Origin of the sequence: Microbacterium aurantiacum (assembly GCF_021654035.1) — a bacterium.
Classification (GTDB): domain Bacteria; phylum Actinomycetota; class Actinomycetes; order Actinomycetales; family Microbacteriaceae; genus Microbacterium; species Microbacterium aurantiacum.
Genome location: NZ_JAJPDW010000010.1, coordinates 18,881 through 36,625 on the forward strand (window position 1 = coordinate 18,881; position 17,745 = coordinate 36,625).

The window sequence follows — 17,745 nt, forward strand, 5'->3', positions numbered from 1 at the left end:
CCCCGTGTGCAGGCCCGTCCTTCACATCTCGGGGACTTGACAAGGGTCTTACTAGTGTCCGAAATCTCCCGGAGGGCATCGCCCGACGCGCTCCGGTGAAAGGCGAAACGTGACCTCAGGGACGAAGACCACAGCGGCCCCGACCGCAGCGACGGACACGGAGCTGGACGAGGCCGAGAAGGTGACGACGACCCCGAAGGCGTCGCCCAAGAAGCGTGCCGCATCCACGGCGACCAAGAAGAAGGCGGCACCGAAGAAGGCGGCCGCAGCGGAAGAGCCGGAAGAGGACGACGAGGTCGACGATGACGTCGAGATCGACGCCGACGACGACAGCTCCGACGACGACGCCTCGGACGACACTGCGGCGAAGAAGAAGTCCGACGGTGACGACGACGACGAGAGCAACACCAAGCCCGCCGCCGCCGAACCTCTGCCCACCGGGGCCATCGTCATCTCGACCAGCGATGAGGACGACATCCCCGTCTACTCGACGCAGATCACCGGCGCCACCGCCGACCCCGTCAAGGACTACCTGAAGCAGATCGGCAAGGTTCCGCTGCTCAACGCGGCCGAAGAGGTCGAGCTTGCGATGCGCATCGAGGCGGGCCTGTTCGCCGAGGAGAAGCTGTCGCAGATGTCGGCGGCCGAGAAGTCGTCGCAGCTCGGACTCGATCTGCAGTGGGTGGCCCGTGACGGCCAGCGCGCCAAGAGCCACCTGCTCGGCGCGAACCTCCGCCTGGTCGTGTCGCTCGCCAAGCGATACACCGGCCGCGGCATGCAGTTCCTCGATCTGATCCAGGAAGGCAACCTGGGCCTCATCCGTGCCGTCGAGAAGTTCGACTACACCAAGGGCTTCAAGTTCTCGACCTACGCCACGTGGTGGATCCGACAGGCCATCACGCGCGCCATGGCCGACCAGGCCCGCACCATCCGCATCCCGGTGCACATGGTGGAAGTCATCAACAAGCTCGCCCGGGTGCAGCGCCAGATGCTGCAGGACCTCGGTCGCGAACCCACGCCCGAAGAGCTCAGCCGCGAACTCGACATGACGCCCGAGAAGGTCATCGAGGTGCAGAAGTACGGCCGCGAGCCGATCTCGCTGCACACGCCCCTCGGCGAGGACGGCGACAGCGAATTCGGTGACCTCATCGAAGACACCGAGGCGGTTGTGCCCGCCGATGCGGTCGGCTTCACGATGCTGCAGCGTCAGCTCGAGTCGCTCCTGGATTCGCTGTCCGAGCGCGAGGCGGGCGTGATCCGCATGCGCTTCGGCCTCGGCGACGGTCAGCCCAAGACCCTCGACCAGATCGGCGACACGTTCGGGGTCACCCGCGAGCGGATCCGCCAGATCGAGTCGAAGACGATGGCCAAGCTCCGGCATCCGTCACGGTCGCAGTCGCTGCGGGATTACCTCGAGTGAGCGAGGCGAACGACGGCAAGGCGCTCACGGTCACGCTCGAGGGCGCGTCCTTCTCGCGCATCCCGATCCGCACACGGGTCGTGATGCCGGGTGATGACCTGGACGCGTTCATCCGCGAGTACGCGGCTGATCAGGTGCGGGCGGGGGATCTGCTCTTCGTGACGGAGAAGATCGTCGCGATCACGCAGGGGCGGTCCTACCTCGTCGAGGAGATCCAGCCTCGACGTCTCGCGCTGTTCCTGTCCAAGTACGTCACCCGCACGCCCTACGGCATCGGTCTCGGGATGCCCGAGACGATGGAGATGGCGTTGCGTGAGTGCGGGACTCCCCGCATCCTCCTCGCCGCCGCCGTCTCCGCGGTGACGAAGGCGTTCGGGCGTAAGGGCGACTTCTACCGGATCGCCGGCGACAGGGCCCGCGCCATCGACGGCCCCACCAGCGGCACCATCCCGCCCTACAACAAGGCCGTGGTCCTCGGACCCGAACGGCCCCGCGACGTGGCGCAACGCCTGAAGGCGCTTCTCGGATCGGTCTGCGAGGTCGCCGTCGTCGACATCAACGACCTCGGCGGGAACATCCTCGGCTCGACCGTGGACAAAGCGACCGAGCGTCGTCTGCTGGCGATCCTGAAGGACAACCCCCTCGGCCAGGGCCACCAGTCCACGCCGCTGGGAATCGTCCGCGCCGCCTGACCGTCCCGATCGCCGCACTGCCACCTCCACGATGAACCTCGCACGCGCGACCTCCCTCATCGCCGCCGGCACGCTCGCCTCGCGTCTGACCGGACTCGTCCGCACGGTCGTGCTGGTCAGCGCCATCGGCGTGTACGCGGCGGGCGACGCCTTCTACGTCGCCAACCAGTTGCCGAACACGGTGCTCACGCTCATCTCCACGGGACTGCTGACCGGTGTGATCGTCCCCCGGGTCGTCGCGGTGAGCGCCCAGGCGGACGGCGGCCGCGTGTTCCTGCCGAAGCTCCTCACGGCCGGGGCGAGCATCCTGATGCTCGCGACCGTCGTGTCGATGCTGCTCGCGCCGTGGCTCATCTGGGTGCTCGCCAACGGCTTCTCCGACGAGCAGCGCGCGCTCTCCACCGCCTTCGCCTACTGGTGCCTCCCGCAGATCTTCTTCTACGGCATGTTCGCCCTCATGGGGGAGAGCTTGAACGCACGGCGCATCTTCGCGCCGTACGCGTGGGCGCCGGTGCTGAACAACATCGTGTCGATCATCGGATTCGGCGCCTTCATCGTCGTCTTCGGCAGCGATCGGAGCGATCTGGTCGGGTGGACTCCCACCGCGGTCGCGCTGATCGGCGGGACGGCGACGCTGGGGATCGTGGTGCAGGCCGTCGTCCTCGCGATCGTCTGGCGCCGATCCGGCATCCCGCTCAAGCCCGACTTCCGTTGGCGCGGCGTCGGATTCGGCGGCATGGGCGCGCTCGCCTCCTGGACCTTCGGCATGGTCCTGGTGACCCTCTTCGCCGGGATCGTCCAGGTGCGGGCGATGTCCGAAGCCTCCGGTGACAACGTCTCGGTGACGGTCTGGGGCAACGCCTGGCTGGTGTACATGGTGCCGTACGCCCTGATCGTCCTGTCGATCGGAACGCCCTATTTCACCCGGATCGCCGAGCACGCCGCCGCCCAGCGCGACGTGGCCCTCCGCGAAGACATCTCCGCAGCCATCCGCACCCTCGGGCTGTTCGTCGTGATCGCCGCCGCCGCCCTGATCGCCGCGGCCGTGCCGGCGTCGCGGATCTTCACCAACGCCGCCGTCGACGCCCTCCTCGCCGCGCCCGTGCTCGTCGCCTTCCTGTTCGGTCTCATCCCCATGGCCGTCCTGTTCATCATCCAGCGCACCTTCTACGCCTACGGCGACACGCGCACGCCGTTCTTCTTCACCCTCGCCCAGGGGATCCTCGTCGTCGCGCTGACGATCACCGCGGTCGCCACCGTGCCGCGCGAGCACCTGACGGCGTCGGTGGCGGCGGTGCAGACCCTCTGCGGGATCATCGAACTCCTGCTGGCCATCTGGCTGCTCCGCAGGAAGCTCGGTCCGCTCGGGCTCCGTCGTCCCACGTTGGCGCTTCTGCGCTTCGTGCTCGCCGCGGTCCCCGCGTGCGCGCTGGGGTTCGGTGTGTACGTGTGGTCCGGAGGCGCGACGGGATGGATGCTCGCGAACGTCTTCGCCGCGGCCGCGGGGACGTTCCTCATCTGCGCGGTGAGCGCGCTGGTCTATCTCGGCATCCTCGCCGCCCTCCGCACCCCGGAGCTCGCGACGGCGATCGGCATGGTCCGGTCGCGGTTCTCTCGCTGAGTCAGCCCCGTCGATCCAGGACGCCGGCGCCGACCGCATCGCGGTACCGCGAGAGCAGGCCGGTGCGGATCCCCGAGACGCTCGGCTTCATCTGGAACACGCTGGAATTGTGGTTCGCCTCGATGAGCGCGGGACCGGACGGCGTGATGGCGACGTCCCACCCGACATACGGCACGGACGGCAGGCGCCGAGCAGCCTGCTCGACCATCGCGAGCGCCTCGGCGTAGAAGGGCACGGCGAAGCCGGCGATCTCCACCCCGGTCACCGGATGCCGCTCGAAGACCTGGGAGTTCTTGTCCACCCCGGCCCACCGGGCCACGCCCTGGTCGTCCAGCATCGTGAACATGCCCCCACCGGCGAAGTTGTCGACGACGCCGCCGTTGCCGATGCGCAGCACCGAGGCGATGACGTGGAAGGTGTCATCGGGTGCGCGATAGGTGATGATCCGCAGAGTGTTCACGCTCCCGCCGTACAGCTCCGACAGGCGCTCGTGCTGGGGCAGGATCTCTTCGACGAGCGTGCCGCCCTCGTCGATCAACCGCGCCCGCCAGGCGGCGACATCCGTGATCTCGGACGCGTCGAACGCGGAGATGCCCCGCCCGCCCTCGCCGCGGGCCGGCTTGACGAGGACCCGGGGATGCCGTTCGAGGAACGCCGAGACGTCCTCGACCGCGGCATCCTCCACATCGATCCACTCCCGACCGACCATGTCGGCGAAATCGAGGTAGAACCGCGGCTTGTCGCCGAGCAAGGCGGCGGAGTCCGGTCCGTTGAGGGTGTTGTTCAGTCGGATGGCCTTGGGATGCGTCATCCACGTCGCGCGTTCGCGGCGGTTCAGTGTGCGGATGTCCCACACCGCGTAGTCGCGGAAACCCATCTCGTAGCGCACGGAGCACCAGAGCATGTCGGCGACGATCACGGGCAGCGGTGCCCTCGACACACGCTGCGATTGGCGGGCGAACTCCGTCACGTTTCCGAGGTTCAGGCGCCGGGCCCGCTGGAGCAGATAGCGCACGCGCAGGGAGACCTGTGACACCTCCTCACGCTAACACAGCGCCCTCCGCCGTCTTCGGGGGACGACCGGCCGCACCCTCGTATAATCAGTCCTTCTATGGACATCTCGCTGAAAGCCCGCGCGGGCTACCTCTTCAAGCGCGCCACCGCGTTCCGTCCGAGTCGCGTGTGGGGCTTCGCGCGGCAGATCTCTCAGGAGCAGGGTCGGTGGGCGGTCCCCGTGTTCGTCGACATGCTGTGGTCGGCGGCTTTCCGCGACACCGCGTACATCGACTACTACGAGGCGGACTTCGCGCTCCTGAATCGACGCGAACGCGCGACGTTCATGACCTCGCTCCTGCAGCACCACCTGGCCAACGCTCTGAACGACCGCGAGGTCGCGAAGACGCTCGAAGACAAGATCCGCTTCAACCGCGCGTTCGAGCCGTTCCTCGGGCGTGAATGGCTCGCCCTGGAGGAGACGGATGCCGCGGGCCTCCGCGAGTTCGCGCGGCGGCACCCGGTGATCATCGCCAAGGTTCCGGTCAGCCGCGAGGGCAAGGGCGTCTTCCGATACGACACCGCCGAGGTCGAGGACTGGGATGCCTTCCGGTCTGAGCTGGTCGAGAAGGGGCAGATCCTCATCGAGCAGCCGATCGTGCAGCATCCGTACCTGTCCTCGTACTGTGCAGGGACGGTCAACACGACGCGGATCACGACGTACTTCGACGGTGAGCGGGTGCACCCGCTCGTGATGGTGCAGAAGTTCGGCCGCGGAGCCGTCAGCGACCAGTTCACCTGGGGCGGCTTCTTCACGATGCTCGACGACGACGGCCACTCGGTCGGCCCCGGGCACACCGGCAAGCACAAGAGCCGCTACCTCGAGCACCCCGACTCGCACATGTCGATCGTGGACTTCGCGGTCCCGCTGTGGGACCAGGTCCTGGACCTCGTCGATCGCGCCGCCCGACAGATCCCCGCGGTGCCCTACGTCGGGTGGGATGTCGCCGTGGGCCCGGACGGTCCCGTCCTGATCGAGGGCAACTGGACGCCCGGCCTGTACGAGACGAGGGTGAGCGCCACCGGCATCCGTGAAGGATCGCGCCCCCGCCACGAGCGCGCCATGGGGTCTGCGCTGCGCCGATGAACCCCGTCGCACGGATCCGGATCGACGCGCTCCGCGACAACGCCCAGCGGGCACCCCTCGCCGACGCTGTTCTGGACCTCCGATGGGACGCGTGGGGGCACGGTACCGCGTCGGTCGCGGCGGCGTTGCGCCCCCTGGGCCTGCACGCCGTGCGCGCCGACCCCGACGCCGGCGCCGACCTCGCCGAGCTCGGCATCCGCGTCGTCGACGCACGCGCGCACGCGGATGATCTCGTGGATGCCCGGCAGCTGTACGGGCTCGCCGGTGCCACGACGCCCGTCATGCGGCTGAGCGGCACCGTCCTCGGCACCAAGGTCCTGCGACGCGGCGAGGGCGTGTCCTACGGGTACCGGTACCGGGCACCGCAGGACACCCGGGTCGCGCTGATCTCCGGTGGTTACGGCCAGGGAGTCGTCCGTGCCCTCGGTGGCGCCGCGCACGTGAGCATCGAGGGACGGGCGTGCCCCATCCTCGGGCGTGTGGCGATGGACGTCTGCGTGGTCGACATCGCCGGCGCCGCCGTCGCACGCGGCGAAACCGCGTGGTTCTTCGGAGACGAGACGGAGGGTCACCCACCCCTGAGGGAGTGGAGCCGGGTCACCGGAATGGACGTCGCAGAGCTCGCCGCCGCGGTCGGCGCCCACGCTCGGAGGATCATCGAATGACCGCGCGCCTCATCGTCGACCTCCACGCGCTGGACGCCAACATCCGCCGCGTTCAGACGGGCCTCGCGCCCGCGGAGCTCATGCTCGTGGTCAAGAACGACGCGTACGGGCACGGGATCTCCCGCATCGTCCCGCGCGCGTCGGCGCTCGGCGTGTCCTGGTTCGGCGCGTTCGATGTCGCCACCGCCGCAGCGGTCCGACGCGCGGCGGGGGACGGTCCTCGCATCTTCGTCTGGCTCGTACCCGGCCGACAGGAGATCGGTGACGCTCTCACGCTGGACACCGACATCGGCGTCGGAGACGCGGATGTCCTCGAGGATGTCGCGGCGGTCGCCGCGGCCCGCTCACGGCGAGCCCGTGTGCACCTCAAGATCGACACCGGGCTGCACCGCAACGGCATACGCCCGGAGGACTGGGCCGACGCCGTCGGGCGGGCGCGTTCCCTTCAGGATGCCGGGCTCATCGAGGTCGTCGGCATCTGGAGTCACATCGCCGAGGCTTCCGACGACGAAGACGACGCCGCACGGGCGGCATTCGATCACGCCGTCGAGGTTGCGCGGGCGGCCGGCGTCACGCCCGCCCTTCGACACCTCGCGGCCAGCGCGGCCGGCACCACGAGGCCGGAGTTCCGCTACGAGATGACGCGCGTGGGCGCCTTCTGCTACGGCATCGCACCCGCGGGCGGGCCCTCCGCGGCCGACCTGGGTCTGACACCGATCGGCACGCTCACGGCCTCCGTCATCGCCGTCGACGGCGACGACGCGATCGTCGACATCGGCGTCTTCGACGGTCTGCCCTCTCCTCTCGCCGGCCGCGTGAACGTGGGAACCCCCGGAGGTGCACGACGCCTCGTGAGCGTGGGGCAGGACTCCCGCGTGGCGGGGTGGCTGGGAATGGCCATCGGGGATGAGGTCGTCATCTACGGCTCGGGCTCGCACGGGGAACCGACGTCGACGGATCTCGCCGAGGCCCTCGACACGATCGGCGAAGAGATCGCGGTCCGACTCTCGCCGGCGGTGCGGCGCGAAGACGACGACGCCCGATCTGCTCCGCAGAGCTGATCGGGCGTCGGTGGGGCCCCGCGTTCGTGTCGGCGGGGTGCCGGTGGGTCGTCAGACGGCTTCGTGGAGCCGGGCGGTCTCGTCGTGCCAGGAGGTCGCGACGGCGCGGAGCTTCTCCTCGTACTTGCGACCGTGGTGGGCGCAGAAGAGCAGTTCGCTGCCGTTGACCTCCGCGGCGATGTAGGCCTGCGCGCCGCAGGAGTCGCAACGGTCCGCGGCGGTGAGGCGGTGCTCGAGGACGGTACCGGGCTCGGTCGGGGTCGAAAGCGTGTTCATCTCAGTGCCTCCTCGTGCAATAAGTCGATCGTCGAGTCTCTGAATCCAACCACGGGTTTGTCTCGAGGATGCCGCGTAGCGGTCACATTTCGCTGAGCGCGTACGGTGCGCCGCCGTTGATGCGTGTCGACCCCGACCCCGGTGGGGCGGCGGATAATCTAGACGATTGTGACCTCCGAGTACTCCGCCCACCACCTCCAGGTGCTCGAAGGCCTCGAGGCCGTCCGCAAGCGCCCCGGTATGTACATCGGTTCGACCGACTCCCGCGGTCTCATGCACTGCGTGTGGGAGATCATCGACAACGCCGTGGACGAGGCCCTCGGCGGCCACGGCGACAAGATCGAGATCATCCTCCACGCGGACGGCAGTGTCGAGGTGCGCGACCGCGCCCGGGGCATTCCCGTGGACGTCGAGCCCCGCACCGGCCTCACCGGCGTGGAGGTCGTGTTCACGAAGCTGCACGCCGGCGGCAAGTTCGGGGGAGGGTCCTACGCGGCCTCGGGTGGACTCCACGGTGTCGGCGCCTCGGTGGTCAACGCGCTGTCCGAGCGCCTCGACGTCGAGGTGGACCGCGGCGGCAAGACCCACGCGATGTCCTTCCACCGCGGGGAGCCCGGCATCTTCGCAGGACCCCAACCGGATTCGCCCTTCTCGCCGTTCGAGAAGTCTTCGGAGCTGCGGGTCGTCGGGAAGGCGCCCCGGGGTGTCACGGGTACGCGCATCCGGTACTGGGCCGACCGTCAGATCTTCACCAGGGATGCCGCCTTCATCCTGGACGAACTCGAGCAGCGCGCCCGTCAGACCGCCTTCCTCGTGCCGGGACTCGAGATCCTGATCATCGATGAGCGCGGCGACGAGCGCATCGAGACCAGCTACCGCTACGACGGCGGCATCTCGGAGTTCACCGACTTCCTCGCCCCCGACCCCGCGGTCACCGATACGTGGCGGCTGCAGGGCGAAGGCCGTTTCACGGAGACCGTGCCCGTCCTGCAGCCTTCCGGCGCGATGGTCCCCACCGAAGTGGAGCGCACGTGCATCGTCGACGTCGCCCTTCGCTGGGGGACCGGGTACGCCACGGTCACGCGTTCCTTCGTGAACATCATCGCCACCCCCAAGGGCGGCACGCACCAGGCCGGGTTCGAACAGGGCCTGATGAAAGTCATCCGCGATCAGGTCGCTCAGAATGCTCGGCGCCTGAAGGTGGGCGCGGGCGAGAAGCTGGAGAAGGACGACATCCTCGCCGGGGTCACCGCCGTCCTCACCGTGAGCTTCCCCGAGCCGCAGTTCGAGGGACAGACCAAGGAGATCCTCGGCACCCCGGGCATCCGCGCGATCGTCTCCACCGTGGTGGGCAAGGAGCTCGCGGCACGGTTCTCCTCGTCCAAGCGCGACGACAAGGCGCAGACAGCCCTGGTCCTCGACAAGGTCGTTTCGGAGATGAAGGCACGCATCTCCGCCCGGACGCACAAAGAGACCCAGCGCCGGAAGAACGCGCTCGAATCCTCGTCCCTGCCCGCGAAGCTCGCCGACTGCCGGACGAGTGACGTGGACCAGACGGAGCTGTTCATCGTCGAGGGCGACTCCGCGCTCGGGACGGCCAAGCACGCCCGCAACAGCGAGTATCAGGCTCTGCTGCCGATCCGGGGGAAGATCCTCAACGTGCAGAAGGCGTCGGTCAGCGACATGCTCTCCAACGCCGAGTGCGCTGCCATCATCCAGACCATCGGCGCGGGCTCCGGTCGCTCTTTCGACCTCGACGCGGCGCGGTACGGCAAGATCATCCTCATGAGCGACGCCGACGTCGACGGCGCGCACATCCGGACCCTCCTGCTGACTCTGTTCTTCCGCTACATGCGTCCCCTCATCGAAGCGGGCCGCGTCTACGCCGCGGTCCCGCCGCTCCACCGCGTGATCGTGATGAATCCCGGATCGAAGCCGAACGAGACAATCTACACGTACTCGGAGAAGGAACTGCACACCCTGCTTGCGCGTCTGCAGAAGTCCGGCAAGCGGTGGCACGACCCCATTCAGCGGTACAAGGGCCTCGGCGAGATGGATGCCGATCAGCTCGCGACGACCACGATGGACCGCAACGGGCGAACGCTGCGGCGGGTCCGCGTCGAGGACGCCGAAGCCGCGATGAACGTGTTCGAGCTGCTCATGGGCTCGGAGGTCGCGCCGCGACGCGACTTCATCGTCTCGTCGGCGGACCGCCTGGATCGCGAGGCGATCGACGCCTGACCGCCGCGCGCGGCGGTCAGGCGTCGTCTCAGAGAGCCGCCGTGCCCACGGCGGCGATGACCGCGTCGAGCGGCTGGCCCGAGGCGTCGCGCTTGGCGCCGACGTCGGGGAGCGCGCGCACCGCCCCGTCCGCCGCGACCGCACGCGGATCCACTCCGACCCACGCCAGGGTGAGCACGTCCTCTCCGCGAAGGAACCGCTGGGCCCGGACGCCGCCGGTCGCCCGGCCCTTGGCCGGGAACTCCGAGTACGCCGACACCTTGCCGCTGCCGGCATCCGTGCCCGGCAAGGCCGTCGTCGTCCCTGCGATGGTGACCACGACGGCCTCCTCGGTCGAGGAGAGAGCGGTGAAGGAGATCACCCGAGCGCCCTCGCCCAGCCGGATCCCCGCCATCCCGCCTGCGGCCCGACCCTGAGGGCGGACCGACGCCGCGTCGAAGCGGAGCAGTTGGGCATCGGACGTGACGAAGACGAGCTCCGCACCATCGGCGGCGGGCGCGGCGCCGACGACCGCGTCGCCGGGCTTCAGCGAGATGATCTCCACGTCCGGCTTGCCGGCGATCTCGTCGGCCGCGACCCGTTTGACCACCCCGTCCCGGGTGCCGAGGGCGATGACCGGGTCCGCGACGAGCGGCACGATCGCGACGACGTGCTCGCCCGCGGGCACGCCGATGTACTGGTCCGCGCGGACCCCGGCGGCCATCTGGATCGAGTTCCCGGGCACCGACGGCAGGTCGACGGGGGAGAAGCGCACCAGTCGTCCGGACGACGTGACCGCACCCAGATCACCTCTGGTGGTGGTGTCGACCGCATTCCGGATCGCATCGTGCTTCGAGCGGCGGGCCGGAGGGACGATGCCGCCGTTCGGCGCGTCGGCGATCAACTCGGCGCGCACCATCCGTCCCGTCGCGGAGAAGTACACCCGGCAGGGCGCGTCGGCGATCTGCAGATCGGCCGGTGCGGCGGCTCGCGACCGCGAGGGCACCGGCCCGCCGTTGAGGAGCAGCGTCCGCCGCGGCGTGCCGTAGGCCTCGGCGGCGGCTTCGAGCTCGCGCGCGACCTGCGCCCGGAGCAGCCGATCACTCGCCAGCAGCTCTTCGAGCGCCGCGATCTCGGCCTTCAACTCGTCGCGTTCCGCTTCCAGCTCGATGCGTGAGAAGCGGGTGAGGCGACGCAGCTGCAGTTCGAGGATGTAATCGGCCTGGAGCGTAGAGAGGTCGAAGACGTCCATCAGACGCTGACGCGCCTGCGCGGTGTCATCGGAGCCGCGGATGAGCTGGATGACCTCGTCGATGTCGAGGATCGCGATCAGCAGACCCTCGACGAGGTGGAGGCGGGCCTGGCGTTTGGCGAGTCGGAAGCGACTGCGGCGGGTGACGACCTGAATCCGGTGGTCGAGATACACCCGGAGCAGATCCTTGAGCCCGAGCGTCTGCGGCTGCCCGTCGACGAGCGCGACGTTGTTGATGCCGAAGGAGTCCTCCAGCGGCGTGAGGCGGTAGAGCTGCTCCAGGACGGCGTTCGGATCGAACCCGGTCTTCACCCCGATCACCAGGCGGAGTCCGTGGTTGCGGTCCGTGAGGTCGGTCACATCGGCGATGCCGGTGAGCTTCTTCGCCCCCACGGCATCCTTGATCTTCTCGATGACGCGCTCGGGTCCGACCATATAGGGCAGCTCCGTCACCACCAGCCCGGTGCGTCGCGGACCGAGGGACTCCACCGACACCTTGGCCCTCGTGCGGAAGCTCCCGCGCCCCCCGGCGTAGGCGTCCTTGATGCCGTCGACCCCGAGGATCACGCCGCCGCCCGGGAGGTCGGGGCCGGGGACGAATTCCATCAGCTCGTCCAACGTGGCGTGCGGGTTCTCGAGCAGGTGGATGGCGGCTGCGACCACCTCGATGAGGTTGTGCGGCGCCATGTTCGTGGCCATCCCCACGGCGATCCCCGTCGTGCCGTTCACGAGGAGATTGGGAAACGCCGCAGGCAGAACCTCGGGCTGCTGGAACTGCCCGTCGTAGTTGGGGATGAAGTCCACGACGTCCTCGTCGAGGTTCTCCGTCAGCGCCAGCGCGGCGGGAGCGAGGCGCGCCTCCGTGTAGCGGGCCGCCGCGGGGCCGTCATCGAGGGATCCGAAGTTGCCGTGTCCGTCGACGAGGGGCACCCGGAGGGCGAATCCCTGCGCCAGCCGCACCAAGGCGTCGTAGATCGCGGAGTCTCCGTGCGGGTGCAGCTTGCCCATGACCTCGCCCACGACGCGGGCGCTCTTGACGTGGCCGCGATCGGGTCGCAGGCCCATGTCGGCCATCTGGTACAGGATGCGGCGTTGCACAGGCTTCAAACCGTCACGCGCGTCGGGAAGCGCACGCGAGTAGATGACCGAGTAGGCGTACTCGAGGAACGATCCCTGCATCTCGGCCGAGACATCGACGTCCTCGATGCGGCTGAGATCGGGCGGCGGCGAATCGGTGCGGGATGCGGGCATGACAGAAGGCCTCGGGTCTCGGGCGTAAGAACGGGGCCGCGTCACGCGTGTGCGAGACTGGCCCGGATGTCCTTCAGCCTACCCGCGGACCCTTCTTCGGCCCGGAGCCTCACCGATGTCGCACGGGAAGCCATGGCCGCTCTGGGCGGACGTTCCCAGTGGTTCGGCCCGGCCACCAGCACCATCGTCTTCGTCATCGACGGCCTCGGCGCCGCGAACCTCGGGGCACGTTCCGGGCACGCGCGCTTCCTCTCGGCCCACCGCGGAAAGAAGGATGTCGCACGCTCGGTGTTCCCCTCGACGACTGCGGCTGCTCTGACGAGCCTGCTGACCGGAACCGCGCCGGGGCGTCATGGGATCGTCGGCTACCGCACCCGTGTCCCCGGGACCGGAATCGTCGCCAACCAGCTCCGCGGGTGGGAGGCGGGGGAGTTGCCCGACGACTGGCAGCGCGCCGAACCCCTCACCGCGACTCGGCGGAGCTTCGTCGTCACGCGACCGGAATACGTCGGAAGCGGATTCACCCGTGCCACCGTCGGCGACGCGGACGTCGAAGCGCTGAGCGCCCTCGAGGAGCGGGCGGCACGCGCGGCCGAACTCGCGGCGCGGCATCCCGGATCCTTCGTCTATCTCTACGCACCGGACCTGGACGCGATCGGGCACAAGCACGGCTGGGAATCGGACGCGTGGACGGCGGCGTTGGAGCGCGTCGACGCCGTGGTCCGCGATCTTGCTCGGGACATCTCACCGACCACCGGACTGATCGTCACCGCCGACCACGGCATGATCGACGTCCCCCGCCACCGCCACGTGCTTCTCGGGGAAGGTGACGAGCTGCTCACCGACGTCGAGGACATCGGCGGCGAGCCCCGGATGCTGCACCTCTACACCCCACCCGGCACCGCCGCCGATGTGGCCCGGCGCTGGCGCGACGCCGAGTCGAGCCGCGCATGGGTGATGACCCGGGACGAAGCGATCGCTTCGGGGTTGTTCGGCCCCGTCGACGCCGCGGTCGCGCCCCGGATCGGGGATGTCCTCGTTGCCGCGCGCTCCGCGATCGCGTACTACGACGATCGCCTCCATGACAAGGCGCCGCAACGGATGGTGGGCCAGCACGGCTCTCTGACCTCCGAGGAACGGATCGTTCCTCTGGTCAGGCTGGGCGCCTTCGCCTGAGCCTCAGTCCTCGGATCGTGCCCCGAAGACGATCTCATCCCAGGAGGGCATGGAGGTCCGCCCCTTGCGCCGCCCGCCCTCGGCGACCGCGGACGGGGCCTGTTCGCGCGGCGTCTCGGGCTCGGCATCCTCGTCCGTCTGTTCGTACCCGGGCTCGAGGGCATCGAAAAGAGCCACGGGAGCGTGCGGTCGAGGCGACTCTTCCTCCTCCGCGGCGGGCAACGGCTCGCGCTGGCCGCGGCGTCGCCGGAGGGCCTCGAGCAGGTCGGCTGTCTCGGCCGAGGTGAGCGCGGGCTCATCGGCTCTCTTGATCGCCGCTTTGGACACCGCCGGCGCGACGGGGGTGGGCAGCTCGGGCGACGCGATCGACGCGTCGAGGTGGCGAGGTCCGAATGCTCCGCTGTCGAACTTCGAATCATCAGCCGACGCCTGCGCCGTCTCCAGCGCCCGCAGTCGCGGGATGAGCCCTTCCGGCAGTGGACCCTGACGCGAGAGCTGGATGGCATCCGCGTTCAGCGGCGAGAGCGTGCTGCGCCGGGGGTCGAAGCCCCACCGTGCGTCGTGGTCGATCTCGGCGGCCGTGAACTCCAGCTTCACCACCCAGCCGGTCGGCTCTTTCCAGCTCGTCCATCGCTCGCGGGAGGCCGTGACCTCCGCAAGCTTCGCGCGCACCGCAGCACCGAACGTGGTGTTCGCGTCGCCGTCGAAATCGTTGCCGAGCAGAACCGGCACGGCGAGCGCCTGTCCGACGACGTGCTCGCGCTCAGCGAGCACGGGCCCCTCGAAGCGAGCGACATCCTCGACCCGCGCGCCGAGCAGCTCGGCCACCTCCGCCGCACTGAGACCGGCGCGGATGTGCGATTGGATCTCGCGGGGACTGGGGCGGGGCGTACCCGCATCGGGGTCGCGTTCGCGCCGGGCACGACGCACCTCCGCGCGCAGCACATCATCGATGGCGAGAGAGAAGCGGTCGCCCGACTCGTTCGCCAGGACGATGCGATCGTCCTCCGTGGCGATCACTTTGAGCTGTTCCATGCGGAAGCCCCTCCGATCAGAGTGTCGGTCCATGCTGACACGCACTTCCGGGGGGCCCGGGAATATCCTGCGCGCGCCGCGAGTTTGATCGGTTCGCAGCATCCGCCGGCGAGCGGCCCGCATTTGCGAATCGGACCGTGGTCATGCAAACTATGGCCGCCCGTCAGGGCACGCACAGCGACCCACCCGAGAGAATCACCCGGAAGTAGAGACGTCCACGCATGGCCACCGATTACGACGCCCCCCGCAAGACCGAGGACGACAGCGAGTCGATCGAGGCGCTCAAGGAGCGCGTTCCCGACAAGATGTCCGGTGCGGTGGACGTGGAGGACGCCGACAACCCCTCGGGCTTCGAACTCCCCGGTGCCGACCTCTCCGACCTCGATCTGGACGTCGTCGTCCTGCCCCCACAGCAGGACGAGTTCACCTGCGCGAGCTGCTTCCTCGTGAAGCACCGCTCCCAGGTCGACCACGACAGCGCCGACGGTCCTATCTGCCGGGAGTGCTCCTGACCTGCGCGTGACGGATCGCCGCCGCGAGGCGGTCCGGCGTCCGCGTCGACATCACCCACGACGGCGTCGGATCGTCGGGGTCGATGACCTCGACGGTCACCGTCGCATCGATCCCCCCGCGGATGAGATGCCATGAGTCGCGTGCCAGACGCGCTCCGCGCGCGAGGCGCGCATCCTCACCTTCGTCCACCCGCGGATCTGCCAGGTGATGGACCTCGATTCGCGCACGCCCCGCACGGAGCGCGCCGTCACGGACTTCGATCACCGGGGAACCGGCGATCATCAGTGCCACGACGGCCACACCGACGGCGAGCCCCGCGATCAGCGCGAGGGTCGTGTCGATCGGAACGAAGACCAGTGAGGCCATGGGGGCGACGACGGCCGCGGAGACGAGGATCCACAACGACGGCGTGAGCCTCTCGCGGTACACGCCTTCGCCGATGCTCTGTGTGTGCTTCTGCATTACCCTCGATGGGTGACTTCAACGGTGGACATCCCCATTATCGCGGCAGAGCCGCCGCGCTACGCGCACCCCGGCGATGCGGGGGCGGATCTCGTGTCCGCGGAGGCGGTCCGCCTGGACCCCGGACACCGCGCACTGGTCCGCACCGGCGTGCGAATCGCCCTCCCCGACGGGTTCGCGGCGTTCGTCGTCCCCCGCAGCGGACTCGCCGCCAAGCACGGCATCACCGTGGTCAACGCGCCGGGAACCGTCGACGCGGGGTACCGTGGCGAAATCATGGTCACGCTCCTGAACACCGATCGGGAGCACCCCTACGACGTCTCGGTCGGCGATCGCATCGCGCAGCTGATCGTCATGCCGGTCGCCCGGGCGCAGTTCCTTCCCGTCGAGGAGCTCCCCGACAGCGTCCGCGGCGCAGGAGGCTTCGGCTCGACCGGATACACCCAGGATGGAGAATTCCGATGACCGATCCCACTTCCGCCGGCGACCTGGTCCCGGCATCCGGTGACCGCGCGTCGGCCGGACCCTTCGACGAGAGCGAAGCGAACCCGGTCCGTCCCTACATCGACCTCGGCGGAATCAAGATCCTCCCGCGGGAAGGCCTGAACCTGCGACTGGAAGTCGAGGAGCAGACCAAGCGGATCGTCGCGGTCGGTCTGGACTACGCGGACTCGACCCTGCAGGTGCAGCCCTTCGCCGCGTCGCGATCCCAGGGACTGTGGGAGGAGACCCGCGAGCAGATCCGGACGCAGATCCGCCAGCAGGGTGGACGCGTCGAGGAGAGGGAAGGTCCGCTCGGACCGGAACTCCTCGCCGAGGTCCCCGTCGTCGCGGGCGCCGACGGCGCCGCGGGCAAGCGCCTCGCGCGCTTCGTCGGCGTCGACGGACCGCGCTGGTTCCTCCGGGGTGTCATCGGAGGCGCGGCGACGGCGGATGTCGACGCCGCCGCCAAGGTCGAGGACCTGTTCCGGTCGATCGTGGTCGTCCGCGGAGGAACGCCGATGCCGCCGCGCGATCTCATCCCACTCCGCATGCCGGCGACCCCGGGCTCCGCGTGACCGATCCCGACCGCGACCCCCGCGTCGGCGCGACCGGCGACGCCGCTCCCGCGGACATCCCCCGCGTGGACGAGGGCGCACCCGGGATGACGCCGCCGCCGGCCCCACGCGCCTCGGAGGTGCTGGGCGCCGCCCTGGGTGACGCCGCCCGAAGGGCCGGGCTCGATCCGAACTCCACCGAGGACACGCGGCACGCCGTGTGGAACGCCATGGGGGGCTGGCGCGGCATCCTGGAATCGGTGCTGCCGAGTCTGGCCTTCGTCGTCCTGTTCACCTTCACCCAGAACCTGGTCCTCGCCCTCGCGATCTCGGTGGGATCGGCGGCGGTGTTCACCCTGGCCCGTCTGCTGCAGAAGCAGCCGCCCTCGGCGGCGCTCGGGGGCCTGATCGCAGCGGCTGCCGCTGCCGCACTCGCACTGTGGACCGGACGCGCAGAGGACAACTTCCTCTGGGGATTCCTGACCAACGGCGTCTACGGGGGCGCGTTCGCCGTATCGGCGCTGGTGGGGTGGCCGCTGATCGGCCTCGCCGCCGGGTTCCTGCTCGGCGAAGGCACCGCATGGCGCCAGGATCGGCGGAAGCGTCGGACGTTCTTCTGGCTCTCCATCGGGTGGGCGGCGCTCTTCGCCGCACGCTTGCTGGTGCAGGTGCCGTTGTACTTCGCCGGCGACGTGACGGCGCTCGGCACGGCGAAGCTCCTGATGGGGATTCCACTGTTCGCCCCGATGGTCGCCGTCACCTGGCTCGCCGTCCGTGCTCTCTACCCCGCACAGCCCAAGTGATACATTTATCTTGACATCAAGATAAATACGCTCCGCTCGTTCTAAGGCGAACCTCACTGGCAGCCGGGATCCGAGCGGAGGAAGATGGGGGAGCCGGCCCATCGGCCGTCCCGCCGCCGAC

At 69.2% G+C, this 17,745-nt stretch carries 17 protein-coding genes; 12 read left to right on the plus strand and 5 right to left on the minus strand.

From position 1 onward, the window contains the following. Positions 1–109 precede the first annotated feature (109 nt). Genes LTL01_RS14195 through murJ form a run of 3 tightly spaced genes read left to right on the plus strand, consistent with a single transcriptional unit; the run spans position 110 to position 3,733 of the window. Positions 110–1,420: an RNA polymerase sigma factor gene (locus LTL01_RS14195; RefSeq protein ID WP_372461360.1), complete on the plus strand. Its 1,311-nt coding sequence runs from the start codon at positions 110–112 to the stop codon at positions 1,418–1,420. Further along, positions 1,417–2,112 (plus strand): coenzyme F420-0:L-glutamate ligase, encoded by a 696-nt coding sequence (locus LTL01_RS14200; protein ID WP_236969024.1) that lies wholly within the window; start codon positions 1,417–1,419, stop codon positions 2,110–2,112. The genes LTL01_RS14195 and LTL01_RS14200 overlap by 4 nt, the downstream gene beginning before the upstream one ends. A 31-nt stretch (positions 2,113–2,143) precedes the next feature. After that, the gene (gene murJ / locus LTL01_RS14205) at positions 2,144–3,733 is read left to right on the plus strand and encodes a murein biosynthesis integral membrane protein MurJ (protein WP_236969025.1); all 1,590 of its coding nucleotides are present in this window, start codon (positions 2,144–2,146) and stop codon (positions 3,731–3,733) included. A 1-nt stretch (position 3,734) separates the two neighbouring features. Here murJ and LTL01_RS14210 read toward each other — a convergent pair whose 3' ends face one another. Then, positions 3,735–4,769, minus strand: coding sequence for a sugar-transfer associated ATP-grasp domain-containing protein (locus LTL01_RS14210; RefSeq protein WP_236969026.1), 1,035 nt, complete (start codon positions 4,767–4,769; stop codon positions 3,735–3,737). Between the two features lie 75 nt (positions 4,770–4,844). Here LTL01_RS14210 and LTL01_RS14215 point away from each other — a divergent pair, with 75 nt between their 5' ends. From LTL01_RS14215 to LTL01_RS14225, 3 genes are read left to right on the plus strand one after another with little or no spacing between them, the layout of a single operon-like run. Then, positions 4,845–5,873: a sugar-transfer associated ATP-grasp domain-containing protein gene (locus tag LTL01_RS14215; protein WP_236969027.1), complete on the plus strand. Its 1,029-nt coding sequence runs from the start codon at positions 4,845–4,847 to the stop codon at positions 5,871–5,873. Beyond that, positions 5,870–6,538, plus strand: a complete 669-nt coding sequence (locus LTL01_RS14220; protein ID WP_236969028.1) for an alanine racemase C-terminal domain-containing protein — start codon at positions 5,870–5,872, stop codon at positions 6,536–6,538. The genes LTL01_RS14215 and LTL01_RS14220 overlap by 4 nt, the downstream gene beginning before the upstream one ends. Next, positions 6,535–7,599 carry an alanine racemase gene (locus tag LTL01_RS14225; protein ID WP_236969029.1) on the plus strand — a complete coding sequence of 355 codons (1,065 nt, stop codon included), beginning with the start codon at positions 6,535–6,537 and terminating at the stop codon, positions 7,597–7,599. The genes LTL01_RS14220 and LTL01_RS14225 overlap by 4 nt, the downstream gene beginning before the upstream one ends. A gap of 51 nt (positions 7,600–7,650) precedes the next feature. Here the strand turns inward: LTL01_RS14225 and LTL01_RS14230 are convergent, their stop codons facing one another. Then, on the minus strand, positions 7,651–7,875 hold the full coding sequence (locus LTL01_RS14230; RefSeq protein WP_053548674.1) for a DUF7455 domain-containing protein: 225 nt from the start codon (positions 7,873–7,875) through the stop codon (positions 7,651–7,653). 165 nt (positions 7,876–8,040) lie between these two features. On the opposite strand from LTL01_RS14230, the gene LTL01_RS14235 reads away from it, so the two are divergent. Next, positions 8,041–10,116: a DNA gyrase/topoisomerase IV subunit B gene (locus LTL01_RS14235; RefSeq protein WP_236969045.1), complete on the plus strand. Its 2,076-nt coding sequence runs from the start codon at positions 8,041–8,043 to the stop codon at positions 10,114–10,116. Positions 10,117–10,144: 28 nt separating this feature from the next. On the opposite strand, the gene LTL01_RS14240 is transcribed toward LTL01_RS14235, so the two are convergent. Next, positions 10,145–12,598, minus strand: a complete 2,454-nt coding sequence (locus LTL01_RS14240) for a DNA gyrase/topoisomerase IV subunit A (protein WP_236969030.1) — start codon at positions 12,596–12,598, stop codon at positions 10,145–10,147. A 66-nt stretch (positions 12,599–12,664) separates the two neighbouring features. Between LTL01_RS14240 and LTL01_RS14245 the strand changes: the two genes are divergently transcribed. Then, positions 12,665–13,774, plus strand: a complete 1,110-nt coding sequence (locus LTL01_RS14245) for an alkaline phosphatase family protein (protein WP_236969031.1) — start codon at positions 12,665–12,667, stop codon at positions 13,772–13,774. Between the two features lie 3 nt (positions 13,775–13,777). On the opposite strand, the gene sepH is transcribed toward LTL01_RS14245, so the two are convergent. After that, the gene (gene sepH, locus LTL01_RS14250; RefSeq protein ID WP_236969032.1) at positions 13,778–14,809 is read right to left on the minus strand and encodes a septation protein SepH; all 1,032 of its coding nucleotides are present in this window, start codon (positions 14,807–14,809) and stop codon (positions 13,778–13,780) included. 221 nt (positions 14,810–15,030) lie between these two features. Between sepH and LTL01_RS14255 the strand changes: the two genes are divergently transcribed. Then, positions 15,031–15,321, plus strand: coding sequence for a DUF4193 domain-containing protein (locus LTL01_RS14255; protein ID WP_053548679.1), 291 nt, complete (start codon positions 15,031–15,033; stop codon positions 15,319–15,321). On the opposite strand, the gene LTL01_RS14260 is transcribed toward LTL01_RS14255, so the two are convergent. Then, on the minus strand, positions 15,299–15,784 hold the full coding sequence (locus LTL01_RS14260) for a DUF3093 domain-containing protein (protein ID WP_236969033.1): 486 nt from the start codon (positions 15,782–15,784) through the stop codon (positions 15,299–15,301). The genes LTL01_RS14255 and LTL01_RS14260 overlap by 23 nt on opposite strands. Positions 15,785–15,796: 12 nt before the next feature. On the opposite strand from LTL01_RS14260, the gene dut reads away from it, so the two are divergent. From dut to LTL01_RS14275, 3 genes are all read left to right on the plus strand, one after another. Beyond that, complete coding sequence (gene dut / locus LTL01_RS14265) at positions 15,797–16,249, plus strand: dUTP diphosphatase (protein WP_236969034.1); 453 nt, start codon at positions 15,797–15,799, stop codon at positions 16,247–16,249. Next, positions 16,246–16,842 carry a DUF3710 domain-containing protein gene (locus LTL01_RS14270; RefSeq protein ID WP_236969035.1) on the plus strand — a complete coding sequence of 199 codons (597 nt, stop codon included), beginning with the start codon at positions 16,246–16,248 and terminating at the stop codon, positions 16,840–16,842. Before dut ends, LTL01_RS14270 begins: the two co-directional genes overlap by 4 nt. A gap of 86 nt (positions 16,843–16,928) precedes the next feature. Continuing rightward, positions 16,929–17,624 carry a DUF3159 domain-containing protein gene (locus LTL01_RS14275; RefSeq protein WP_236969046.1) on the plus strand — a complete coding sequence of 232 codons (696 nt, stop codon included), beginning with the start codon at positions 16,929–16,931 and terminating at the stop codon, positions 17,622–17,624. The last annotated feature ends 121 nt before the right edge of the window (positions 17,625–17,745 follow it).

Excerpts from the sequence above, each read along its gene's own strand:
- murJ (WP_236969025.1), top strand. The coding sequence starts at position 2,144 with ATGAACCTCGCACGCGCGACCTCCCTCATCGCCGCCGGCACGCTCGCC.
- LTL01_RS14215 (WP_236969027.1), top strand. The coding sequence starts at position 4,845 with ATGGACATCTCGCTGAAAGCCCGCGCGGGCTACCTCTTCAAGCGCGCC.
- LTL01_RS14220 (WP_236969028.1), top strand. The coding sequence starts at position 5,870 with ATGAACCCCGTCGCACGGATCCGGATCGACGCGCTCCGCGACAACGCC.
- LTL01_RS14225 (WP_236969029.1), top strand. The coding sequence starts at position 6,535 with ATGACCGCGCGCCTCATCGTCGACCTCCACGCGCTGGACGCCAACATC.
- LTL01_RS14230 (WP_053548674.1), bottom strand. The coding sequence starts at position 7,875 with ATGAACACGCTTTCGACCCCGACCGAGCCCGGTACCGTCCTCGAGCAC.
- LTL01_RS14240 (WP_236969030.1), bottom strand. The coding sequence starts at position 12,598 with ATGCCCGCATCCCGCACCGATTCGCCGCCGCCCGATCTCAGCCGCATC.
- LTL01_RS14245 (WP_236969031.1), top strand. The coding sequence starts at position 12,665 with ATGTCCTTCAGCCTACCCGCGGACCCTTCTTCGGCCCGGAGCCTCACC.
- sepH (WP_236969032.1), bottom strand. The coding sequence starts at position 14,809 with ATGGAACAGCTCAAAGTGATCGCCACGGAGGACGATCGCATCGTCCTG.
- LTL01_RS14255 (WP_053548679.1), top strand. The coding sequence starts at position 15,031 with ATGGCCACCGATTACGACGCCCCCCGCAAGACCGAGGACGACAGCGAG.
- LTL01_RS14260 (WP_236969033.1), bottom strand. The coding sequence starts at position 15,784 with ATGCAGAAGCACACACAGAGCATCGGCGAAGGCGTGTACCGCGAGAGG.
- LTL01_RS14270 (WP_236969035.1), top strand. The coding sequence starts at position 16,246 with ATGACCGATCCCACTTCCGCCGGCGACCTGGTCCCGGCATCCGGTGAC.
- LTL01_RS14275 (WP_236969046.1), top strand. The coding sequence starts at position 16,929 with ATGACGCCGCCGCCGGCCCCACGCGCCTCGGAGGTGCTGGGCGCCGCC.